Annotated in this window: 19 protein-coding genes; 17 read left to right on the top strand and 2 right to left on the bottom strand. The window is 42.5% G+C overall.

Going from position 1 to position 17,808, the window contains the following annotated elements:
• Nucleotides 1–173 precede the first annotated feature (173 nt).
• Nucleotides 174–692, bottom strand: a complete 519-nt coding sequence (locus M3205_RS22970; protein ID WP_251172013.1) for a hypothetical protein — start codon at nt 690–692, stop codon at nt 174–176.
• A 164-nt stretch (nt 693–856) separates the two neighbouring features.
• On the opposite strand from M3205_RS22970, the gene M3205_RS22965 reads away from it, so the two are divergent.
• Together M3205_RS22965 and M3205_RS22960 are read left to right on the top strand one after the other, a co-directional pair.
• Nucleotides 857–1,798: an ABC transporter ATP-binding protein gene (locus M3205_RS22965; protein WP_251172012.1), complete on the top strand. Its 942-nt coding sequence runs from the start codon at nt 857–859 to the stop codon at nt 1,796–1,798.
• Nucleotides 1,776–2,735: an ABC transporter permease gene (locus tag M3205_RS22960; RefSeq protein WP_251172011.1), complete on the top strand. Its 960-nt coding sequence runs from the start codon at nt 1,776–1,778 to the stop codon at nt 2,733–2,735. The genes M3205_RS22965 and M3205_RS22960 overlap by 23 nt, the downstream gene beginning before the upstream one ends.
• A gap of 44 nt (nt 2,736–2,779) precedes the next feature.
• Here M3205_RS22960 and M3205_RS22955 read toward each other — a convergent pair whose 3' ends face one another.
• A complete protein-coding gene (locus M3205_RS22955; protein WP_251172014.1) occupies nt 2,780–4,045 on the bottom strand; it encodes a replication-associated recombination protein A in 1,266 nt (421 codons plus the stop codon).
• Between the two features lie 249 nt (nt 4,046–4,294).
• Between M3205_RS22955 and M3205_RS22950 the strand changes: the two genes are divergently transcribed.
• The 15 genes from M3205_RS22950 (at nt 4,295) to M3205_RS22880 (ending at nt 17,666) form a co-directional block, all read left to right on the top strand.
• Nucleotides 4,295–4,981 (top strand): YczE/YyaS/YitT family protein, encoded by a 687-nt coding sequence (locus M3205_RS22950; protein WP_251172010.1) that lies wholly within the window; start codon nt 4,295–4,297, stop codon nt 4,979–4,981.
• On the top strand, nt 4,981–5,400 hold the full coding sequence (gene cymR, locus M3205_RS22945; RefSeq protein ID WP_251172009.1) for a cysteine metabolism transcriptional regulator CymR: 420 nt from the start codon (nt 4,981–4,983) through the stop codon (nt 5,398–5,400). The genes M3205_RS22950 and cymR overlap by 1 nt, the downstream gene beginning before the upstream one ends.
• Before the next feature lie 63 nt (nt 5,401–5,463).
• Entirely contained in the window at nt 5,464–6,606 is a 1,143-nt protein-coding gene (locus M3205_RS22940) for a cysteine desulfurase family protein (RefSeq protein ID WP_251172008.1), read from the top strand.
• 59 nt (nt 6,607–6,665) lie between these two features.
• Nucleotides 6,666–7,781: a tRNA 2-thiouridine(34) synthase MnmA gene (mnmA, locus tag M3205_RS22935; RefSeq protein ID WP_251172007.1), complete on the top strand. Its 1,116-nt coding sequence runs from the start codon at nt 6,666–6,668 to the stop codon at nt 7,779–7,781.
• Nucleotides 7,782–7,897: 116 nt separating this feature from the next.
• The gene (locus tag M3205_RS22930; RefSeq protein WP_251172006.1) at nt 7,898–8,563 is read left to right on the top strand and encodes a tetratricopeptide repeat protein; all 666 of its coding nucleotides are present in this window, start codon (nt 7,898–7,900) and stop codon (nt 8,561–8,563) included.
• A gap of 27 nt (nt 8,564–8,590) precedes the next feature.
• Nucleotides 8,591–11,017, top strand: coding sequence for an SF1B family DNA helicase RecD2 (recD2, locus tag M3205_RS22925; protein WP_251172005.1), 2,427 nt, complete (start codon nt 8,591–8,593; stop codon nt 11,015–11,017).
• Nucleotides 11,018–11,119: 102 nt separating this feature from the next.
• Nucleotides 11,120–11,269 carry a hypothetical protein gene (locus M3205_RS22920; protein WP_251172004.1) on the top strand — a complete coding sequence of 50 codons (150 nt, stop codon included), beginning with the start codon at nt 11,120–11,122 and terminating at the stop codon, nt 11,267–11,269.
• A gap of 121 nt (nt 11,270–11,390) precedes the next feature.
• A complete protein-coding gene (locus M3205_RS22915) occupies nt 11,391–11,861 on the top strand; it encodes a PRC-barrel domain-containing protein (protein WP_251172003.1) in 471 nt (156 codons plus the stop codon).
• A 15-nt stretch (nt 11,862–11,876) separates the two neighbouring features.
• Nucleotides 11,877–12,068: a hypothetical protein gene (locus M3205_RS22910; RefSeq protein WP_095245926.1), complete on the top strand. Its 192-nt coding sequence runs from the start codon at nt 11,877–11,879 to the stop codon at nt 12,066–12,068.
• Between the two features lie 25 nt (nt 12,069–12,093).
• The gene (locus M3205_RS22905) at nt 12,094–12,228 is read left to right on the top strand and encodes a YrzQ family protein (protein ID WP_159863274.1); all 135 of its coding nucleotides are present in this window, start codon (nt 12,094–12,096) and stop codon (nt 12,226–12,228) included.
• Between the two features lie 121 nt (nt 12,229–12,349).
• Nucleotides 12,350–13,426, top strand: coding sequence for an AI-2E family transporter (locus M3205_RS22900; protein ID WP_251172002.1), 1,077 nt, complete (start codon nt 12,350–12,352; stop codon nt 13,424–13,426).
• Nucleotides 13,427–13,806: 380 nt separating this feature from the next.
• Nucleotides 13,807–16,440 carry an alanine--tRNA ligase gene (gene alaS, locus M3205_RS22895; protein ID WP_251172001.1) on the top strand — a complete coding sequence of 878 codons (2,634 nt, stop codon included), beginning with the start codon at nt 13,807–13,809 and terminating at the stop codon, nt 16,438–16,440.
• Between the two features lie 241 nt (nt 16,441–16,681).
• Nucleotides 16,682–16,948, top strand: coding sequence for an IreB family regulatory phosphoprotein (locus M3205_RS22890; RefSeq protein WP_009333061.1), 267 nt, complete (start codon nt 16,682–16,684; stop codon nt 16,946–16,948).
• A 2-nt stretch (nt 16,949–16,950) separates the two neighbouring features.
• Nucleotides 16,951–17,367 (top strand): Holliday junction resolvase RuvX, encoded by a 417-nt coding sequence (ruvX, locus tag M3205_RS22885; protein WP_048010335.1) that lies wholly within the window; start codon nt 16,951–16,953, stop codon nt 17,365–17,367.
• Between the two features lie 14 nt (nt 17,368–17,381).
• A complete protein-coding gene (locus M3205_RS22880; RefSeq protein ID WP_095245923.1) occupies nt 17,382–17,666 on the top strand; it encodes a DUF1292 domain-containing protein in 285 nt (94 codons plus the stop codon).
• The last annotated feature ends 142 nt before the right edge of the window (nt 17,667–17,808 follow it).

Raw genomic sequence — 17,808 nt, 5'->3', positions numbered from 1 at the left:
GCGTGACGAGGCTCCATGTCAAGTAAATAAAAAGAATGAAATAACTAAAATAAAACCGAAAGGGAGCCATTTCCAAAAGGAAACAGCTCCGGTTTTTTAATATCTCCACTATATGGGGGCTTGACCACGGGAGGCTGGTCTTTTTCGCATCTTAATGCTTAGAATCACCCTAATTAATGAACAGCCTTTTTCTCTTCAACGCTATCCTGCTTAAGAAGCTGGTCTGCTTCTTTGAGGATTCTTGCCATTTCCTCATATTGCAAAAATTGATTAGCATATTCCACTTCTTTTTCCTGCAGCTTTCTAATTAATTGCTTATTTTGAAGTTTTAAGTCCTTTTGCTCTTCGTGCAGACGTTTGTTTTCCATCAAATGCACAGATCTAGACTTTGTTTTTGCAAAATTTCTTAAGAATTGTATGACCTGAGCTAAATTTTCAGGGGGAACAGCGCCAGGGGTTTCATAAATTTGGATTTCTGAATTACGGCTTGAATTTTCATTAGTTTCTTTATCTGTTTTCTTGGATATGACAGCGTTCCATCGGTATCGGCATGCTGAAACTGTGCGGCCGAGTTCAGTGCTTGCCTTCTTAAAGGCTGATGCTTTTGAATCCCCATTTGATGTGTATTCAAGTACTGTTTCTTTGAGTAATTTATCCTCTTCCGGCTTCCAAACGTCTTTCCGTTTCTTCATTTCCTTACCACCTCGAGAAATACGGTTGTTAGGCTTATCGTCACCCTAATAGATGAAAATATTCCATTCTCAGTTACGGAAGGGTAAAATAGTGTAGGCAAATAATTAATCCCTCCTTTAAAGTCGTCTGTAAGGCCTTTAAAGGATGAAAGGAGGATTCCACTATGGATACTCTTGTAGAAATACAGGATGTTACAAAAGTGATAAACGGAAGAACTATTATTGATTCGGTCAGCTTTGAGGTGAAAAAGGGAGAGGTATTCGGTTTTCTTGGTCCTAATGGTGCTGGCAAGACCACTACTATTCGAATGCTCGTGGGCTTAATCAGTATTACTTCCGGGGATATTAAAGTTCTCGGCAGCAGTATTAGTACAGACTTTGAAAAAGCTGTTTCCCAAATTGGGGCCATTGTAGAAAATCCGGAGATGTATAAATTTTTGACGGGTTACCAAAACCTAATCCATTATGCACGAATGTCAAAAGGTGTAACGAAAGAAAAGATTGATGAAACAGTTGAGCTGGTAGGACTTGTCGATAGGATCCATGATAAAGTCAGAACGTACTCGCTTGGCATGAGGCAGCGGCTCGGTCTTGCACAATGTCTTTTGCATGATCCCCAAATCCTCATTCTGGATGAACCTACGAATGGGCTTGATCCTGCAGGCATCAGGGAGATTCGGGATCATTTGAGAATGCTTGCCAGAGAAAGAGGAATGGCTGTCATTGTATCCAGCCATTTACTGTCTGAAATGGAAATGATGTGTGACAGAATCGGCATCATTCAAAACGGGAAATTGATTGATGTTCAGCATATCAGTGACTTTGTACAAGGGAAAGAAAAAGTGTACGAAGCAGAAGTGGATGATCCTGCTAAAGCCCAGAGATTGTTAAAGAATAAATATCCTGAATTGCCGGTTCAAATCACCGAAAACAGGATGCTTCTTCCACTCGTACGTGACAGCATACCTGAGATGATTAAGGATTTTGTCCAGGCAGATATTAAGATATTTGCCGTCCGTGAAGTAACCAAAACACTGGAAGACCGCTTCCTGGAAGTTACTGAATACAAAGGAGGTGCCGAACATGACCGGACTGATTCAAAATGAATGGATGAAGGTTTTCAGGCGGCCTGGTACATACGTTATGATCGGACTTCTTTTAATTATGACGACTGTTGCCGGCGCGTTTATAAAGTATCAGGAAAGCGGGGGGACAGTCCCGGATAATGCGGAATGGAAAAGAGGGCTGCAGACTCAAAACGAAAGTTATAAAAAACAGCTTGAAGAGATGGGAGAAACAGTTCCCAGAGATATGAAGGAACAGTATCAGAGGGAGATTGCCCTTAATGAATACCGAATTCTGCATGATATTTCACCGAATGAGGAATACTCTGTCTGGGGATTTGTATCTGATACCTCACAGCTGATTGAATTTGCCGGCCTGTTTACTATCATCATTGCCGGGGGAATTGTGGCAAGTGAGTTTAGCTGGGGAACCATCAAACTCCTTTTGATTAGGCCACTCAAAAGAGTGAAAATCCTTGGAGCAAAGTATATTACCGTGATTTTGTTCGGTCTGATGCTGCTGGCCGTCCTCTTCGGATATTCAGCACTTCTGGGCGGTCTCCTCTTTGGATTCCCTGAAAAAGCAGTTCCTTATTTATATTACTACAATGGGACAGTGGAAGAGCAAAGCATGGGATTTCATCTGATAGCGTATTATGGTCTTAAATCCATAAATATGCTGATGCTTGCAACCATGGCTTTTATGATTTCAGCTGTTTTTAGGAATAGCTCTTTGGCAATCGGGCTTTCACTGTTTCTGATGTTTATGGGAGGACAGGTCACAAGGCTGATTGCTATGAAGTATGATTGGGCAAAGTACAGCCTTTTTGCAAATACAGATCTTCTTCAATACTTTGAAGGAGTGCCAATGGTGCAGGGAATGACGCTTGGATTTTCGATTATAATGATAGCAGTATACTTCCTGCTCTTTCAGGCACTTGCGTTTTATGTATTTAATAAAAGGGATGTTTCTGCTTAGTGGTAAAAATAGCAAAAGGTCCGGCAAAGCTGCCGGATCTTTTGCTATTTAAGGAGTTTTTCATAAATGGATGCTAATGCCTGTTCAAATTTACCTGTTTTCTTAGGCTCATAGTAAACTTTGTTTTTTATTCTGTCAGGCAGGTACTGCTGTTTGACCCAACCGGTTTCATAGTCGTGAGGGTACAAATAGCCTATCCCTCTTCCCAGCTCTTTTGCTCCTTTATAGTGCGCGTCCTTCAAATGATCAGGGACTTCACCACTTTTGCCTGCGCGAATATCTGCAATGGCAGAATCTAAAGCTTTGTAGGCAGAATTGGATTTTGGGGATAAACAAAGCTCTATGACAGCATTTGCAAGAGGTATTCTGGCTTCAGGGAATCCAATTCTTTCCGCAGTTTCGATGGCTGCGAGAGTCCTGGGGCCCGCTTGCGGTGATGCCAGTCCAATATCTTCATAGGCGATAACCAAAAGTCTCCTGCTTATGCTTTGCAGGTCGCCTGCTTCAATTAATCTTCCCAAATAGTGCAGCGCAGCATTTACGTCGCTTCCGCGGATAGACTTTTGAAATCCTGATAATACATCGTAATGGGCATCTCCATCTTTATCATGTGTAAAGCTTTTGCGCTGAATGCATTCCTCGGCAACAGATAAATCGATTTTAATGAGGCCCTCTTCATCCTCTTTTGTAGAAAGCACAGCAAGCTCTAAAGCGTTAAGCGAGCTTCTGACATCTCCGTTTGACGCAGTGGCCAGATGTGTCAGTGCTTCATCGGTAACTTCGGTTTGTTTATTGCCAAGGCCACGGTCTTTATCACGCAATGCTCTTGCCAGAGCTTTTTTTATTTCATCTGCAGACAGCGGCTTTAATTCGAAAATTTGACACCGGCTTCTGATGGCGGGGTTTATTGCATGATAAGGGTTGCTGGTTGTGGCGCCAATTAGAGTGATGCTGCCGTTTTCCAGATAGGGAAGCAGAAAGTCCTGTTTGCCTTTATCAAGCCTATGGACTTCATCCAGAAGCAGAATGACTTTTCCTGACATTTTTGCCTCTGCTGCTACCACTTCCATGTCTTTTTTATTATTGGACACAGCATTTAGTGTGCGGAAAGCATATTTTGTGCTTCCTGCAATAGCGCTTGCAATCGATGTCTTGCCTATACCTGGAGGCCCGTACAGAATCATCGAAGAGAGCTGTTTAGCCTGCACCATGCGATAAATAATTTTTCCTTCTGATACAAGATGCTCCTGGCCGATGATTTCATCAATCGTTCTCGGCCTCATCCGGAATGCAAGAGGTTTAATATTCAAAGTAATCACTCCAGCCTTTTCCCTGGCAGCCTGCAGTCTGCCTATCAATTTTCAGCAAAGCTTTCGCTTTTATTTAAGATACCATAACATTTCCTGCTGTGAAATCATTTAACCCACGATCCGCATTGTCCTGTTCAATCCTGGCCCGCCCTTTTCCTCCTAAAATATGCTATAATGTCAAAAGTCTATAACTTTACTAAGGATTTAAACTTTATATATTTATACAGGACTGCGGGGAGCGTTTTGCACATGTTACTGAAAAATAAAGGACAAATCGGTCCCAGGTTCTTGGTTTATCTAGTAGGGCTCCTTGTCATGAGCCTGGGGATTGTGCTGTTAATTACAGCCGATTTAGGGGCAACACCCTGGGATGTTCTGCATGTGGGTCTTTACTATCAGCTTGGCCTGACCATAGGCAGCTGGTCAATTATTGCTGGAGTATTCATTTTAGCTGCTGCAGCACTTATTTCAAAGGAACTCCCTCAAGTCGGTGCCTTTTTGAACATGGTCCTGATTGGACTTTTTATTGACGCCTATTTGCTTTTGACATTTATGCAGACTCCTAATGGAATGGCTGGGAAAGTGGCGATGTTTAGTTTCGGGATAGTTGTTTATTGCTATGGAATGGGTCTGTATATTTCTGCTCAGCTTGGCGCAGGGCCGAGGGATAGCCTGATGATTGCATTAACAGCTAAAACAGGCTGGAAAGTCAGAAACGTCAGAGCTTTAATGGAAGTTGCTGTTCTGACTGCTGGATGGCAGCTTGGCGGCCCTGTCTTCTGGGGAACCATTCTGCTCAGTTTGGCAGTGGGACCAATTGTCGGGGCTGCTTTGCCTCAGTGCCAGGCTTTAACTGATCGATTTTTGGCAAAGCTTAGATATAAGGATAGTTTTGAGAATCAAATGCTTAGAGAAAAGGATAGAGGTGTAAGCTGATGAAAATATCTACTAAAGGCCGTTATGGTTTAACTATAATGATTGAATTAGCTAAAAAGCATGGGGAAGGTCCCACTTCATTAAAATCGATTGCCCAGACCAATGACTTGTCTGAGCACTATCTGGAGCAGCTTATTGCTCCGCTTCGGAATGCCGGGCTTGTTAAAAGCATCCGCGGTGCATACGGCGGATATATTTTAGGCAGTGAGCCGGCAAAGATTACTGCCGGGGATATCATCAGAGTTCTGGAAGGACCGATCAGTCCAGTGGAAGGAATTGAAGATGAGGAGCCTGCAAAGAGAGAACTGTGGATGCGAATTCGCGATGCAGTGAAAGATGTGCTTGATAATACAACGCTTGAAGATCTTGCCAGCCATACAGATACAGGAGAATCGGATGCTTATATGTTTTATATTTAGGAATTAATCAGAGAATAATTTTGTGATACAAGAAGCAGGATGAAATGAAGTAGGTGAACTAATTTGGAAAGAATATACCTAGACCATGCAGCGACTTCGCCGATGCATCCGGAAGTGATTGAACGGATGACTGAAGTCATGAAATCTGAATATGGAAATCCCTCAAGCATCCATTATTTTGGGAGGAGTGCACGCCATATTGTCGATGAAGCAAGGTCTGCTATAGCAAACAGTATTGGTGCAAAAGCCAATGATATTATTTTTACAGGCGGCGGAACAGAAGCCGATAATCATGCGATTTTTGGAACGGCTGAATCCTGCCGCCATAGGGGCAAACACATTATCACAACTCAAATTGAACATCATGCGGTTTTGCATGCATGTGAAGAGCTTGAAAGACAGGGGTTTGAGGTAACCTATTTGCCTGTTGATCTAAATGGGCGTGTTTCGGTAAAGGACGTAGAAGATGCTTTACGCGAGGATACCATACTCGTAACGATCATGTACGGAAATAATGAAATAGGGGCTCTTCAGCCGATTAAGGAAATAGGCGGCTTATTGGCAGAGCATCCTGCGAAATTCCATACTGATGCTGTTCAGGCATATGGGCTTGAAAAAATTGATGTGCAGGAACTGAGAGTGGATTTGCTTTCCGTTTCCGCCCATAAAATAAATGGCCCTAAAGGAATCGGTTTTTTATATGCCCATCCTGATGTGAAACTTTCTTCACGGCTATTTGGCGGCGAACAGGAAAGGAAACGCCGGGCAGGAACGGAAAATGTTCCTTCTATTGCGGGCTTTCAGGAGGCTGTCCGGATCACTCAGAAGGAGATGGAAGCTAAGCGGGAAGAACTGCATTCTTTTAAGATGTTGTTCATGGATAAACTGAAACAGGAAGATGCTGTTTTTGAACTGAACGGATTGCTTGATTATTCCCTTCCCCATGTTTTAAACTTAAGCTTTCCCGGAACAAATGTTGAAGCCATGCTGGTTAACCTTGATTTGGCTGGAATAGCAGCATCAAGCGGATCGGCCTGTACTGCAGGCTCCATCGATCCATCACATGTTCTTGTCAGCATGTTTGGAAAAGGATCAGATAAACTGCAAAATTCCATCCGATTCAGCTTCGGCCTTTTTAATACAAAAGAACAAGTTGAACAAGCTGCAGAACAAACAGCCAAAATCGTGAAACGGCTGGCTAAATAGATTATGATAATGGAAACATGCATGTCTAAGCGTGGTTCTGAAGATTTGAGGTGAAATAGATGAATAAAGATCCGAAGGATACCCGGGTAGTGGTTGGTATGTCCGGTGGCGTTGATTCTTCTGTGGCGGCCCTGCTTTTAAAGGAACAGGGTTACGATGTAATCGGCATCTTCATGAAAAACTGGGATGATACAGACGACAATGGTGTTTGTACGGCTACAGAGGACTACAATGATGTCATCCGGGTATGCAACCAAATCGGCATCCCATATTACGCAGTCAACTTTGAAAAGCAATATTGGGATAAAGTATTTACTTACTTCCTTGAAGAATACAAGGCAGGGCGGACGCCCAATCCTGATGTTATGTGCAATAAAGAAATTAAATTTAAGGCATTCCTTGAACATGCAGTGAACCTCGGCGCGGATTATCTGGCGACAGGACACTATGCTCGTGTGGAATTCAGGGATGGCGAATACAAAATGCTGAGAGGTCTTGATGATAACAAGGACCAAACATATTTCCTGAACCAGTTGACACAGGAGCAGCTTGAGAAAGTGATGTTCCCAATTGGCGACATTGAAAAATCAAAAGTTCGTGAACTTGCAAAAGAAGCCGGTTTGGCAACTGCTGCAAAGAAAGACAGTACGGGAATCTGCTTTATTGGAGAGCGCAATTTCAAGGAGTTTCTTGGGAATTACCTTCCGGCACAGCCTGGAAACATGGAGACTATGGACGGGAAAGTTGTTGGCATGCATGATGGCCTTATGTACTATACCATTGGACAGCGGCATGGACTGGGCATTGGCGGAGCAGGTGAACCCTGGTTTGCAATCGGTAAAGACCTAAAGAGAAATGTCTTGTATGTTGGACAAGGCTTCCACAATGAACTGCTCTATTCTGACTCCATTATTGCTGTTAATACCAGCTGGGTGACTAATACAGAACACCCGCAGGAATTTGAATGTACGGCTAAGTTCAGATATCGTCAGGCTGATAGCAGGGTTAAGGTTCAAGCTCTTGGAGATGGCAGGGTCAAAGTTATTTTTGCAGAGCCAATCAGGGCTGTTACCCCTGGACAGGCAGTTGTCTTTTATAATGAAGACGAGTGTCTTGGCGGCGGAACAATTGATGAAATATTCAAGGATGGCGAGAAGCTGGATTATGTCGGCTAAGAAAAGATGGACCCCGATTCCGTATCAAAGGATCGGGGTTTTATTGCGGGAATGGAGTACAGCGGAAATAGGGAATTTAAATATGCTATACTTTGATTTGAATGGAGTGATGAATAATGGATAAAAACCAATTAGGTATTCAATATATGCAAGAAGGAAAATGGGAGGAAGCAGCGAAGGTTTTTATGGAAGCAATTGAAGAGAATCCTTCAGATCCTGTTTCATATATTAATTTTGGAAATGTGCTATCAGCTGTAGGTGAAAACGAAAAAGCACTGAAGTTCTACGAGAAAGCGATTGGGCTAGATGAAAATGCAGGTGCTGCTTACTATAGTGCCGGAAACCTACATTATGAATTGCAGCAGTTTGACGAAGCTAAAAAGATGTTTGAAACAGCATTGCAAAAAGGGCTGGAAACTGCAGATAACTTTTTCATGCTTGGCATGTCCCTAATAGCCCTTGACCAGGGAAGACTGGCTTTGCCTTATTTGCAGCGAAGTGCTGAGCTGAATGAAAATGACGCCGAAGCTCATTTCCAATATGGATTATGCCTGGCACAGCAGGAATACATTGATGAAGCGATCGGGCAGATGAAAAAGTGCATCGAAATTGAGCCAGAGCATGCAGATGCTTACTATAATCTTGGAGTAGCATATGGATTTAAGGAAGATGATAATGAAGCACTTGCTTACTTCAATAAGGCACTGGAAATTCAGCCGGACCATATGCTTGCGGGCTACGGAAAAAAGCTGATTGAAAAGGGCGGCAGCGAATTGAATTAAAGTTGTTTTTTAGGGGAGGGAATGGAAATGGAAAAACAGGATTCCATGGATCTTTTTGCCGAACAGGGGAAGTTCATAAAGGGCAGGCATCTGGTCACTATCTTTCATAATGAGCAAAACTTATATACGGTTGTGCGCATTAGGGTTGATGAAACGAATGACTCGTATGATGAAAAAGAAGCAGTCATTACCGGCTATCTTCCAAAGATGCATGAGCACGAAACTTATATTTTTTATGGTGAATTCAAAGACCACCCTAAGTTCGGCATCCAATTCCATGCAAGCCATTACAGGAAAGATCTTCCCCAGACGAAACAAGGCGTAGCCAATTATTTATCAAGTGAATTATTTAAAGGGATTGGCAAAAAAACAGCCGAGCAAATCGTGGAGACACTTGGAGAAGATGCGATTACTCGGATTCTAAATCAGCCGTCCCTGCTCGATAGTGTTCCCAAGTTATCACCTGAAAAAGCTAAATTGCTTTACGATACGCTGATGGAACACCAGGGCCTTGAGCAAGCCATGATCGCACTTAATCAATATGGCTTTGGCCCGCAGCTTTCCATGAGAATTTACCAGGTCTATAAAGAAACGACGATTGAAGTCGTTCAAAATAATCCTTATAAGTTGGTTGAGGATATAGAAGGGGTAGGATTTGGCCGTGCTGACGAACTGGGATATCAAATCGGAATCTCTGGTAATCATCCTGACCGTGTAAAAGCTGCCTGCCTCTACATATTGGAAACGGAGAGCATGCAGGCAGGCCATGTTTATATTGAAGCAAAGCCTCTTTTGCAAAGTGTGAAGAAGCTGCTGGAAGAAAATAAGCGTGATTTGATTGAATACAAGGATATTTCCAATGAATTAATTAAGCTTGAAGAGGAAGGGAAGATCATGGCTGAAGGTCAGAAAATTTTCCTTCCATCTCTTTATTTTTCCGAAAAGGGACTAGTAACCAATATTAAGCGGATCCTAAATCAAACCCAGTATGATGAACAGTTCCCGGAGTCGGAATTTCTTTTGGCCCTTGGGAATTTAGAGGAACGTCTGGGTGTCCACTATGCTCCAACTCAAAAGGAAGCCATTCAAACAGCTCTTATGTCTCCTATGCTAATATTGACCGGCGGGCCGGGGACAGGAAAAACAACCGTTATCAAGGGGATTGTTGAGTTATATGCCGATCTGCATGGCTGCTCCCTAGAACCGAAAGATTATAAAAAGGAAGAATCTTTTCCCTTCCTGCTGGCAGCCCCTACAGGAAGAGCTGCAAAACGGATGGCAGAATCAACAGGGCTTCCTGCAGTAACAATACACCGCCTACTTGGCTGGAATGGTTCTGAAGGATTTGACCGGCATGAGGAAAGTCCATTAGAAGGCAGGATTTTAATCGTAGATGAAACATCGATGGTTGATATTTGGCTGGCAAATCAGCTTTTTAAAGCACTTCCTGAAAATATGCAGGTGATCCTGGTTGGGGATGAAGACCAGCTGCCCTCAGTGGGTCCAGGCCAGGTTTTGAAGGACCTTTTGCGTTCAGAACGCATTCCAACTGTCCGTTTAACAGATATATACAGGCAGGCTGAAGGGTCTTCAATTATTGAACTGGCACATGAAATGAAAAAAGGCAAGCTTCCTGAGAACATCTCTGCACAGCAATCTGACCGATCATTTATCAAATGCCATCCGAGCCAAATTGCTGATGTTGTTGAAAAAGTTGTCCTGAACGCCAAAAAGAAAGGTTATTCTTCAAAAGATATACAGGTGCTTGCCCCAATGTACCGCGGACCTGCAGGCATCGACAGACTAAACGAAATACTGCAGGAAATACTGAATCCAAATCCCGATGGATCGAGGAAAGAGCTATCCTTTGGTGATGTAATATACAGAATTGGCGATAAGGTTCTGCAGCTTGTCAACCAGCCGGAGAACAATGTTTTTAACGGGGATATGGGTGAAATTATTTCTATTTTTTATGCCAAGGAAAATACGGAAAAACAGGATATGATTGTGGTATCCTTTGATGGTGCGGAAGCTACATATACAAGGCAGGATCTAAACCAGATCACTCATGCCTACTGCTGCTCTGTCCACAAATCCCAGGGTAGTGAATTTCCGATCGTCATTATGCCTGTTGTTAAAAGCTATTACAGGATGTTGAGAAGAAATCTCCTTTATACTGCCATTACCCGCAGCAGGCAATTTTTGATATTATGCGGCGAAGAAGACGCATTGAAAATCGGTGTGGAACGTGCGGATGAGCAGGCCCGCCTGACCACTCTTTCTGAAAAGCTGAGAGATGCAATCCTGTTTAATGATGAAACAGAGCTTGAAGATATTGCTGAGTCTTCTCTTACGAAAACACTTTCTCTAGAAGAAAAGCTTCTTCAAGCCGATCCAATGATAGGAATGGGAAATATAACACCGTATGATTTTTTGGAAAAAGAATATAGCTAAGAAGAGCAGTCTACAATAAAAGACTGTTCTTTTTGTTTATCTAAGCAATAGGTATGCATGCAATTTGGCGGTTTAATCTAAATACAAAAAGGAGAGACAAATGTGGAAAAGAAAAGCAGAACTTCTCTTCTCAATCTCCATGGAATAAAACGACGCAGACAGCCGCGGCAGGACTATGAATTTTCAGAGGAGTTGTCAGACGGCGGGGAGCGCAGCGAGCGTTTTAATAAGCCAAGATATAGCAGAAAGTAGGCTTATGCAGGCTTTCTAATTCGTTCTTAACAATACTTTTTGGCTCCCATGGCAATGGTTTTCCCTTATGTTTTTTTCGAGAAAGTGAAAACTATAAATGTTCGGGAAGGCGGGATTCTCTTTGCGGACATTTTCTTTATTAAAAGGTCTTCCGGTTTTTGAACTGAAAACCGGAAATAAAGCAGGCGATATTTGCGATTTATCCATTTCAGGCACTGGAAAAGTACAGGGTTTACTGCTGCGAAAGGGCGCTCTTTTGAAAAAAACATATATCATCAATATTGAAGACGTAGCATCTTTCGGCTGGGATGGAGTGATGATTAAAGATACTTCTGTTGTGCAGGCAATTCCTAAACACGATGATTATACATGCGAGACCCATAACCGGTTAACAGGCAAAATGATTATGAGTCGTGAAGGAGAACGGCTTGGTTTGCTTGAGGATGTATATTTTAAGGAAGAATTGGGCACGATTGTAGGGTACGAACTGTCGGATGGCTTCTTTTCAGATGTGCTGGAAGGAAAACGTGTCATAAAAACCGATGACCCGCCTGCAATTGGAAAAGACGCCATAATTGTAAATGTAAAATAGTGAGGTGTCTTTTTCGTGCTGAAATGTCCAAATTGCCAGAGTAAAGATATTGGTAAGATCGGGATTAACCAATATTATTGCTGGAGTTGCTTTATTGAACTTTCCTTGTCCAAAGGGATCATTAACACCCATCAAGTAGAGGAAGATGGTACGCTCAGTTCCCTTGATGATTTATTTGAAGAAGAAGAGCGCCGGTTTCTTTCGTAAGAATTAACGGAAGAGGTGAGCTAGGTTGAATAAAATATTAACCTCTGCAATGATGCTTGGGGCAGGCATGGCTGCTTATAATTATGCCCAAAAGAATAATATGGTATCAGGCCGAAAAATGAAACGAATCCAGAAAAGAATAACCAAAGCATTATTTTAAATGATCAAGGCTGGTTCTTAAAAAAGGGCCAGCTTTTTTTTGCAATTTCATGCTATTCATAATGAGTAAGGTGCATAATTACCATGGAAGCTATCACAATAAATATAAGGAGGGGGGCTTATTGAATATTCAAATGAAATGGTATTATAGGCTTGGATTTCTGCTTCTCTTGTTTATTGTTATTTTAGTTTTCCTAAAGCTCCAGGCATTATGGATGCCCGTTCTGGAAATCGTATTTGCCGTATTCATTCCTTTTGTCATTGGGGCATTTATTACATATCTTCTTCACCCGATCGTGGAGAAATTGCATGAAACGGGCATTCACAGGGGACTTGCCGTTTTTATTATCTATTTTTTGTTCTTCGGGGGAATTGGCCTTACCCTGTATAAAGGAATCCCGGCCTTTATTCATCAACTGCGTGATCTGGCGGAAAATGCACCTCACTTTGCAAATCAGTACCGCGGGTGGATTGACACGATTCAGAGTAAAACATCAACATGGCCGGATGGTCTGCAGACCAAGATTGATGATGTTATTGCAGCTGTAGAGCAGCGGATGAATAATCTTTTATCGAAGGTAATCACATTTTTTCTTAATGTATTGAACTATACTGTGATTATTGCAGTTATCCCCTTCATCTCCTTTTATCTTCTTAAAGATTTTTCGATTATGAAAAGAGCTGCCTGGTATTTGACGCCAAGAAAATGGAGGAAGGAAGGCGTGCTATTCTTAAGAGATATAGATAAGTCCCTCGGAAGCTATATCAGAGGCCAGCTTCTGGTATGTGCAGCCATTGGGGCCATTTCTTCTCTGCTGTTCTGGTTTTTTGATATACACTATCCTCTTTTGCTGGGCACTATAATAGGTATTACCAATGTTATTCCTTATTTTGGTCCATTTATCGGAGCGGTCCCGGCTGTCATCATTGCTTCAGCTTTATCGGTTAAAATGGTCGTAATAACAATTGGGATTATTATGGTCCTTCAGTTCCTTGAGGGAAATATCCTATCACCCCTGATTGTTGGAAAAAGTCTTCATATGCACCCTCTTCTCATTATGCTTGCACTGCTGGCGGGTGGAGAAGCTGGAGGGATTTTGGGCCTGATCATTGCAGTTCCGATTTTAGCTGTCATTAAAGTAAGTATCCTGCATGCAAAAAAACACTTTTCAAAAAATAAACAGCCAAAAATCAGCTGAACCTCACCCTGATGTTGACAACAATAAAGATAAATCGCTATAATGCGTCTATAAAGTCATATATCAAACATTTTGACGGAATGAGTATGTTATAGGCCATCTGCGTGAATGCATTGCTGCATTCATAAAAGAGAGGGAGTTCCATGGCTGAAAGAACTTCCAGATGAAGGATAACAGAAAGCTAATCCTGAGTGCAGCTAATCCCTGCCGTATTTCCGCGTTAAGGATCTGAGAGATGGGAGATTGCCTATGAACCGGCATTATTCATTTAACTTCCATAATCAGGGTGGTACCGCGAGCATGCTCTCGTCCCTGTCCAGGGATGAGGGCTTTTTTTGTTGTTTTTAAAAATTTTTGCATATTTTAGGAGGTTGGTTAGAATGAAACTATTATCAGGTGCTGAAATACGCCGAATGTTCTTGGATTTTTTTAAGGAGAAAGGACACGCTGTTGAACCGAGTGCATCCCTCGTTCCGCACGAAGATCCTTCCCTACTCTGGATTAATAGTGGTGTCGCCACTCTAAAAAAATATTTTGACGGCCGTGTCATCCCTGAGAACCCGAGGATTACAAATGCCCAAAAATCCATACGTACCAACGATATCGAAAATGTCGGCAAAACAGCAAGGCACCATACATTTTTTGAAATGCTGGGCAACTTCTCAATTGGTGATTACTTTAAAGAAGAAGCAATCGTCTGGGCTTGGGAGTTCTTGACTAATGAAAAATGGATCGGTTTTGAAGAAGATAAGCTTTCTGTTACAATTCACCCGGAAGATGATGAAGCTTTTAACATCTGGCGGGAAAAAGTGGGCGTGCCTGAAGAGAGAATTATCCGCCTGGAAGGAAACTTCTGGGACATCGGAGAAGGCCCAAGTGGTCCAAATACAGAAATCTTCTATGACCGCGGTCCTGAGTATGGAAATGACCCAGGAGATCCTGAGCTATATCCCGGCGGTGAAAACGATCGCTATTTAGAAGTCTGGAACCTTGTGTTTTCTGAATTCAACCATAATCCTGATGGCACTTATACGCCGCTTCCTAAGAAAAATATTGATACCGGGATGGGGCTTGAGCGGATGGCATCTGTCGTTCAAAATGTTCCTACTAACTTTGATACAGACTTATTTATGCCGATTATCCGGGGTACAGAAGAAATTTCAGGTCGGAAATATGGAGTATCAAATGAAACGGATGTTGCATTTAAAGTTATTGCCGACCATATCCGCACAGTGGCATTTGCAGTGGGTGACGGGGCGCTGCCTTCCAATGAAGGACGGGGCTATGTATTAAGAAGATTGCTTCGACGTGCTGTCAGATATGCCAAACAAATCAATATAAACGAGCCATTTATGTATGAATTGGTGCCAGTGGTAGGAGAAATTATGCATGACTTCTATCCGGAGGTAAAAGGTAAAACAGAATTTATTCAAAAGGTCATAAAAAATGAAGAAGAACGTTTCCATGAAACACTTCATGAAGGTCTTGCCATTCTTTCATCTGTTATCAAGAAAGAAAAGGAAAAAGGCAGCGATACGATTCAGGGTGAAGACGTTTTCCGTCTTTATGATACGTACGGATTCCCTGTTGAGTTAACAGAGGAGTATGCTGAAGAAGAAGGTATGAAAGTGGATCATGCCGGATTTGAAAAGGAAATGGAAGGACAGCGTGAGCGTGCACGTTCAGCACGTCAGGATGTAGACTCCATGCAGATTCAGGGCGGTGTGTTAGGAGAACTGAAAACCGAAAGCAAATTTGTCGGATATGAAAAGCTTCAGACAGAAGCCAGAATAGCTGCAATTGTGAAGGATGGGCAATTAATTGAAGAAGCTCATGCTGGAGAGGAGATTCAGCTAATCCTGAACGAAACACCATTTTACGCAGAGAGCGGCGGACAGATTGCTGACCAGGGAACTCTTGAAGCAGAAGGATTACAGGTTTCCATTAAGGATGTTCAAAAAGCTCCGAATGGACAAAACCTTCATAGAGCTGTCGTTGAAACAGGAACGTTGAAGGCAGAAGTATCTGTACTGGCCACGGTAAATGAGCAAATCCGTTCAAAAGTAATCAAAAATCATACAGCAACTCACTTGCTTCATCAAGCTTTAAAGGATGTTCTGGGAGGCCATGTTAACCAGGCTGGTTCTCTAGTAGGCCCGGATCGTCTGCGTTTTGACTTCTCTCATTTTGGGCAAATTACTTCTGAAGAGCTTGAGAAAATTGAAGCGATTGTCAACGAACAAATTTGGCAAAGCCTTGAAGTTGAAATCAACTACAAGGACATTGAAGAGGCAAAGGCAATGGGGGCTATGGCTCTATTTGGTGAGAAATATGGAAAGATTGTCCGGGTTGTTCAGGTTGGTGATTACAGTCTTGAGCTTTGCGGCGGATGCCATGTTCCGAATACTGCTTCCATCGGATTGTTCAAGATCCAATCGGAAAGCGGAATTGGTGCTGGAACTCGCAGAATAGAAGCAGTAACTGGCGAATCTGCATACAAGCTAATGAATGACCAGATTACTGTATTAAAAGAGGCTTCAGGCAAATTAAAGTCCAATCCAAAAGATTTGTCCGCAAGAATTGATGTGCTTCTTGGAGAAATGAAGCAGCTGCAGCGTGAAAACGAATCTTTAGCAGCGAAATTGGGCAATATTGAAGCAGGGAGCCTGGTATCAAAGGCAAAAGAAGTCAATGGCATTACCGTCCTTGCTGAAAAGGTTCAGGCATCAGACATGAATAACCTGCGCAATATGGCTGACGATTTAAAACAAAAACTCGGATCTGCAGTTGTTGTATTAGGCAGTGTAAACGAGGGAAAAGTGAATATTATTGCCGGGGTGACAGATGATCTGATCAAAAAAGGCTTCCATGCGGGCAAAGCGGTTAAAGAAGTTGCTGCAAAATGCGGAGGCGGAGGCGGAGGCCGTCCGGACATGGCGCAGGCCGGCGGAAAAGACCCGGAAAAACTTGAAAGTGCTCTGCAATTTGTAGAAGAATGGGTTAAATCCGTTTGATATCCCTGTAAAGTAGTGTAAAATGGAGATAACCAAGAGAGATTGTTCATCATCAGGAAGTAACAGCTTGTTCTTCACCATGTTTTCCTGTCAGGAACAAGATCATTTATTGATCGCTCTGATTTTTCAAGCGGCAGGCCAAACAGTTATGAAGAGGGGGACAAGCTGGTAATGATCCGGATTTAATCCGGCAAACATAAAAGCTATCCTATCCTTCATGCAGAAAAGCGAGGTGTAAGATATGAGCTCATTTGACAAAACAATGAGGTTTAACTTTCCTGAAGAACCAATCGAGCAGGATGTGAATGAAGTTCTGTTTCAAGTTTATGGCGCCCTCCAGGAAAAAGGGTATAATCCTATAAATCAAATTGTCGGTTATCTGCTGTCCGGGGATCCGGCTTACATTCCCCGCCATAAGGATGCACGCAATATCATCCGTAAACTTGAACGGGATGAGATCATCGAAGAATTGGTTAAATCATACTTAAAACAGCAGCGTGAGGGGTAAACATGCGGACTATGGGACTGGATGTCGGCTCTAAGACAGTCGGCGTCGCTCTAAGCGATGCGTTCGGATGGACAGCGCAGGGCTTGGAAACCATCAAAATCAACGAGGAAGAAAAAGAGTTTGGTTTTGAAAGAATTGGTGAAATAATAAAAGAGCATGAAGTCAGTAAGATTGTTGTCGGCTTGCCTAAAAATATGAATGGAACCATTGGTCCACGCGGTGAAGCCAGCCAGTTCTTTGCTTCAGAGCTGGAGAAGCTATTTGGCCTTCCGGTCGTATTATGGGACGAGCGTCTATCAACAATGGCAGCTGAAAGAGTTTTGCTTGAAGCGGATGTCAGCCGCAAGAAACGGAAAAAAGTCATTGATAAAATGGCAGCCGTAATGATTTTACAAGGCTTTTTAAATAGCCAAATTTAATGAGGTGAACAGAAATGAACCATGGAGATAACAACATTACTGTAATTGACGAGGAAGGCAACGAGCAGCTTTGCGAAGTATTGTTCACGTTTGATTCGGAAGAATTCGGCAAGTCATATGTCCTTTACTATCCAGTGGGGGCAGATGAAAATGATGATGAAGAAATTGAAATTCACGCATCAGCATTCAGCCCAAGTGAAGACAGCAAGGATGGCGAACTGCAGCCAATCGAGACAGAAGAGGAATGGGATCTAATTGAAGAAATGCTAAACACATTCCTTGAAGAGCAGGAAGATTAATTAAAACTGGCCCCCTGTTAATGTCCCCTTTAAGTAGACATTCAAAAAAACCTTCATGTTACCATGGAGGAAAGAATACTACTTGGAGGGGATTTTTTCTATGGCAAAGAAAGGACAAACTTTTAATAGCTATTCGGAAGAG

Origin of the sequence: Cytobacillus firmus (genome assembly GCF_023715565.1) — a bacterium.
Classification (GTDB): Bacteria; Bacillota; Bacilli; order Bacillales; family Cytobacillaceae; genus Cytobacillus; species Cytobacillus firmus_C.
This window is presented reverse-complemented; position numbering and strand designations above follow the sequence as displayed.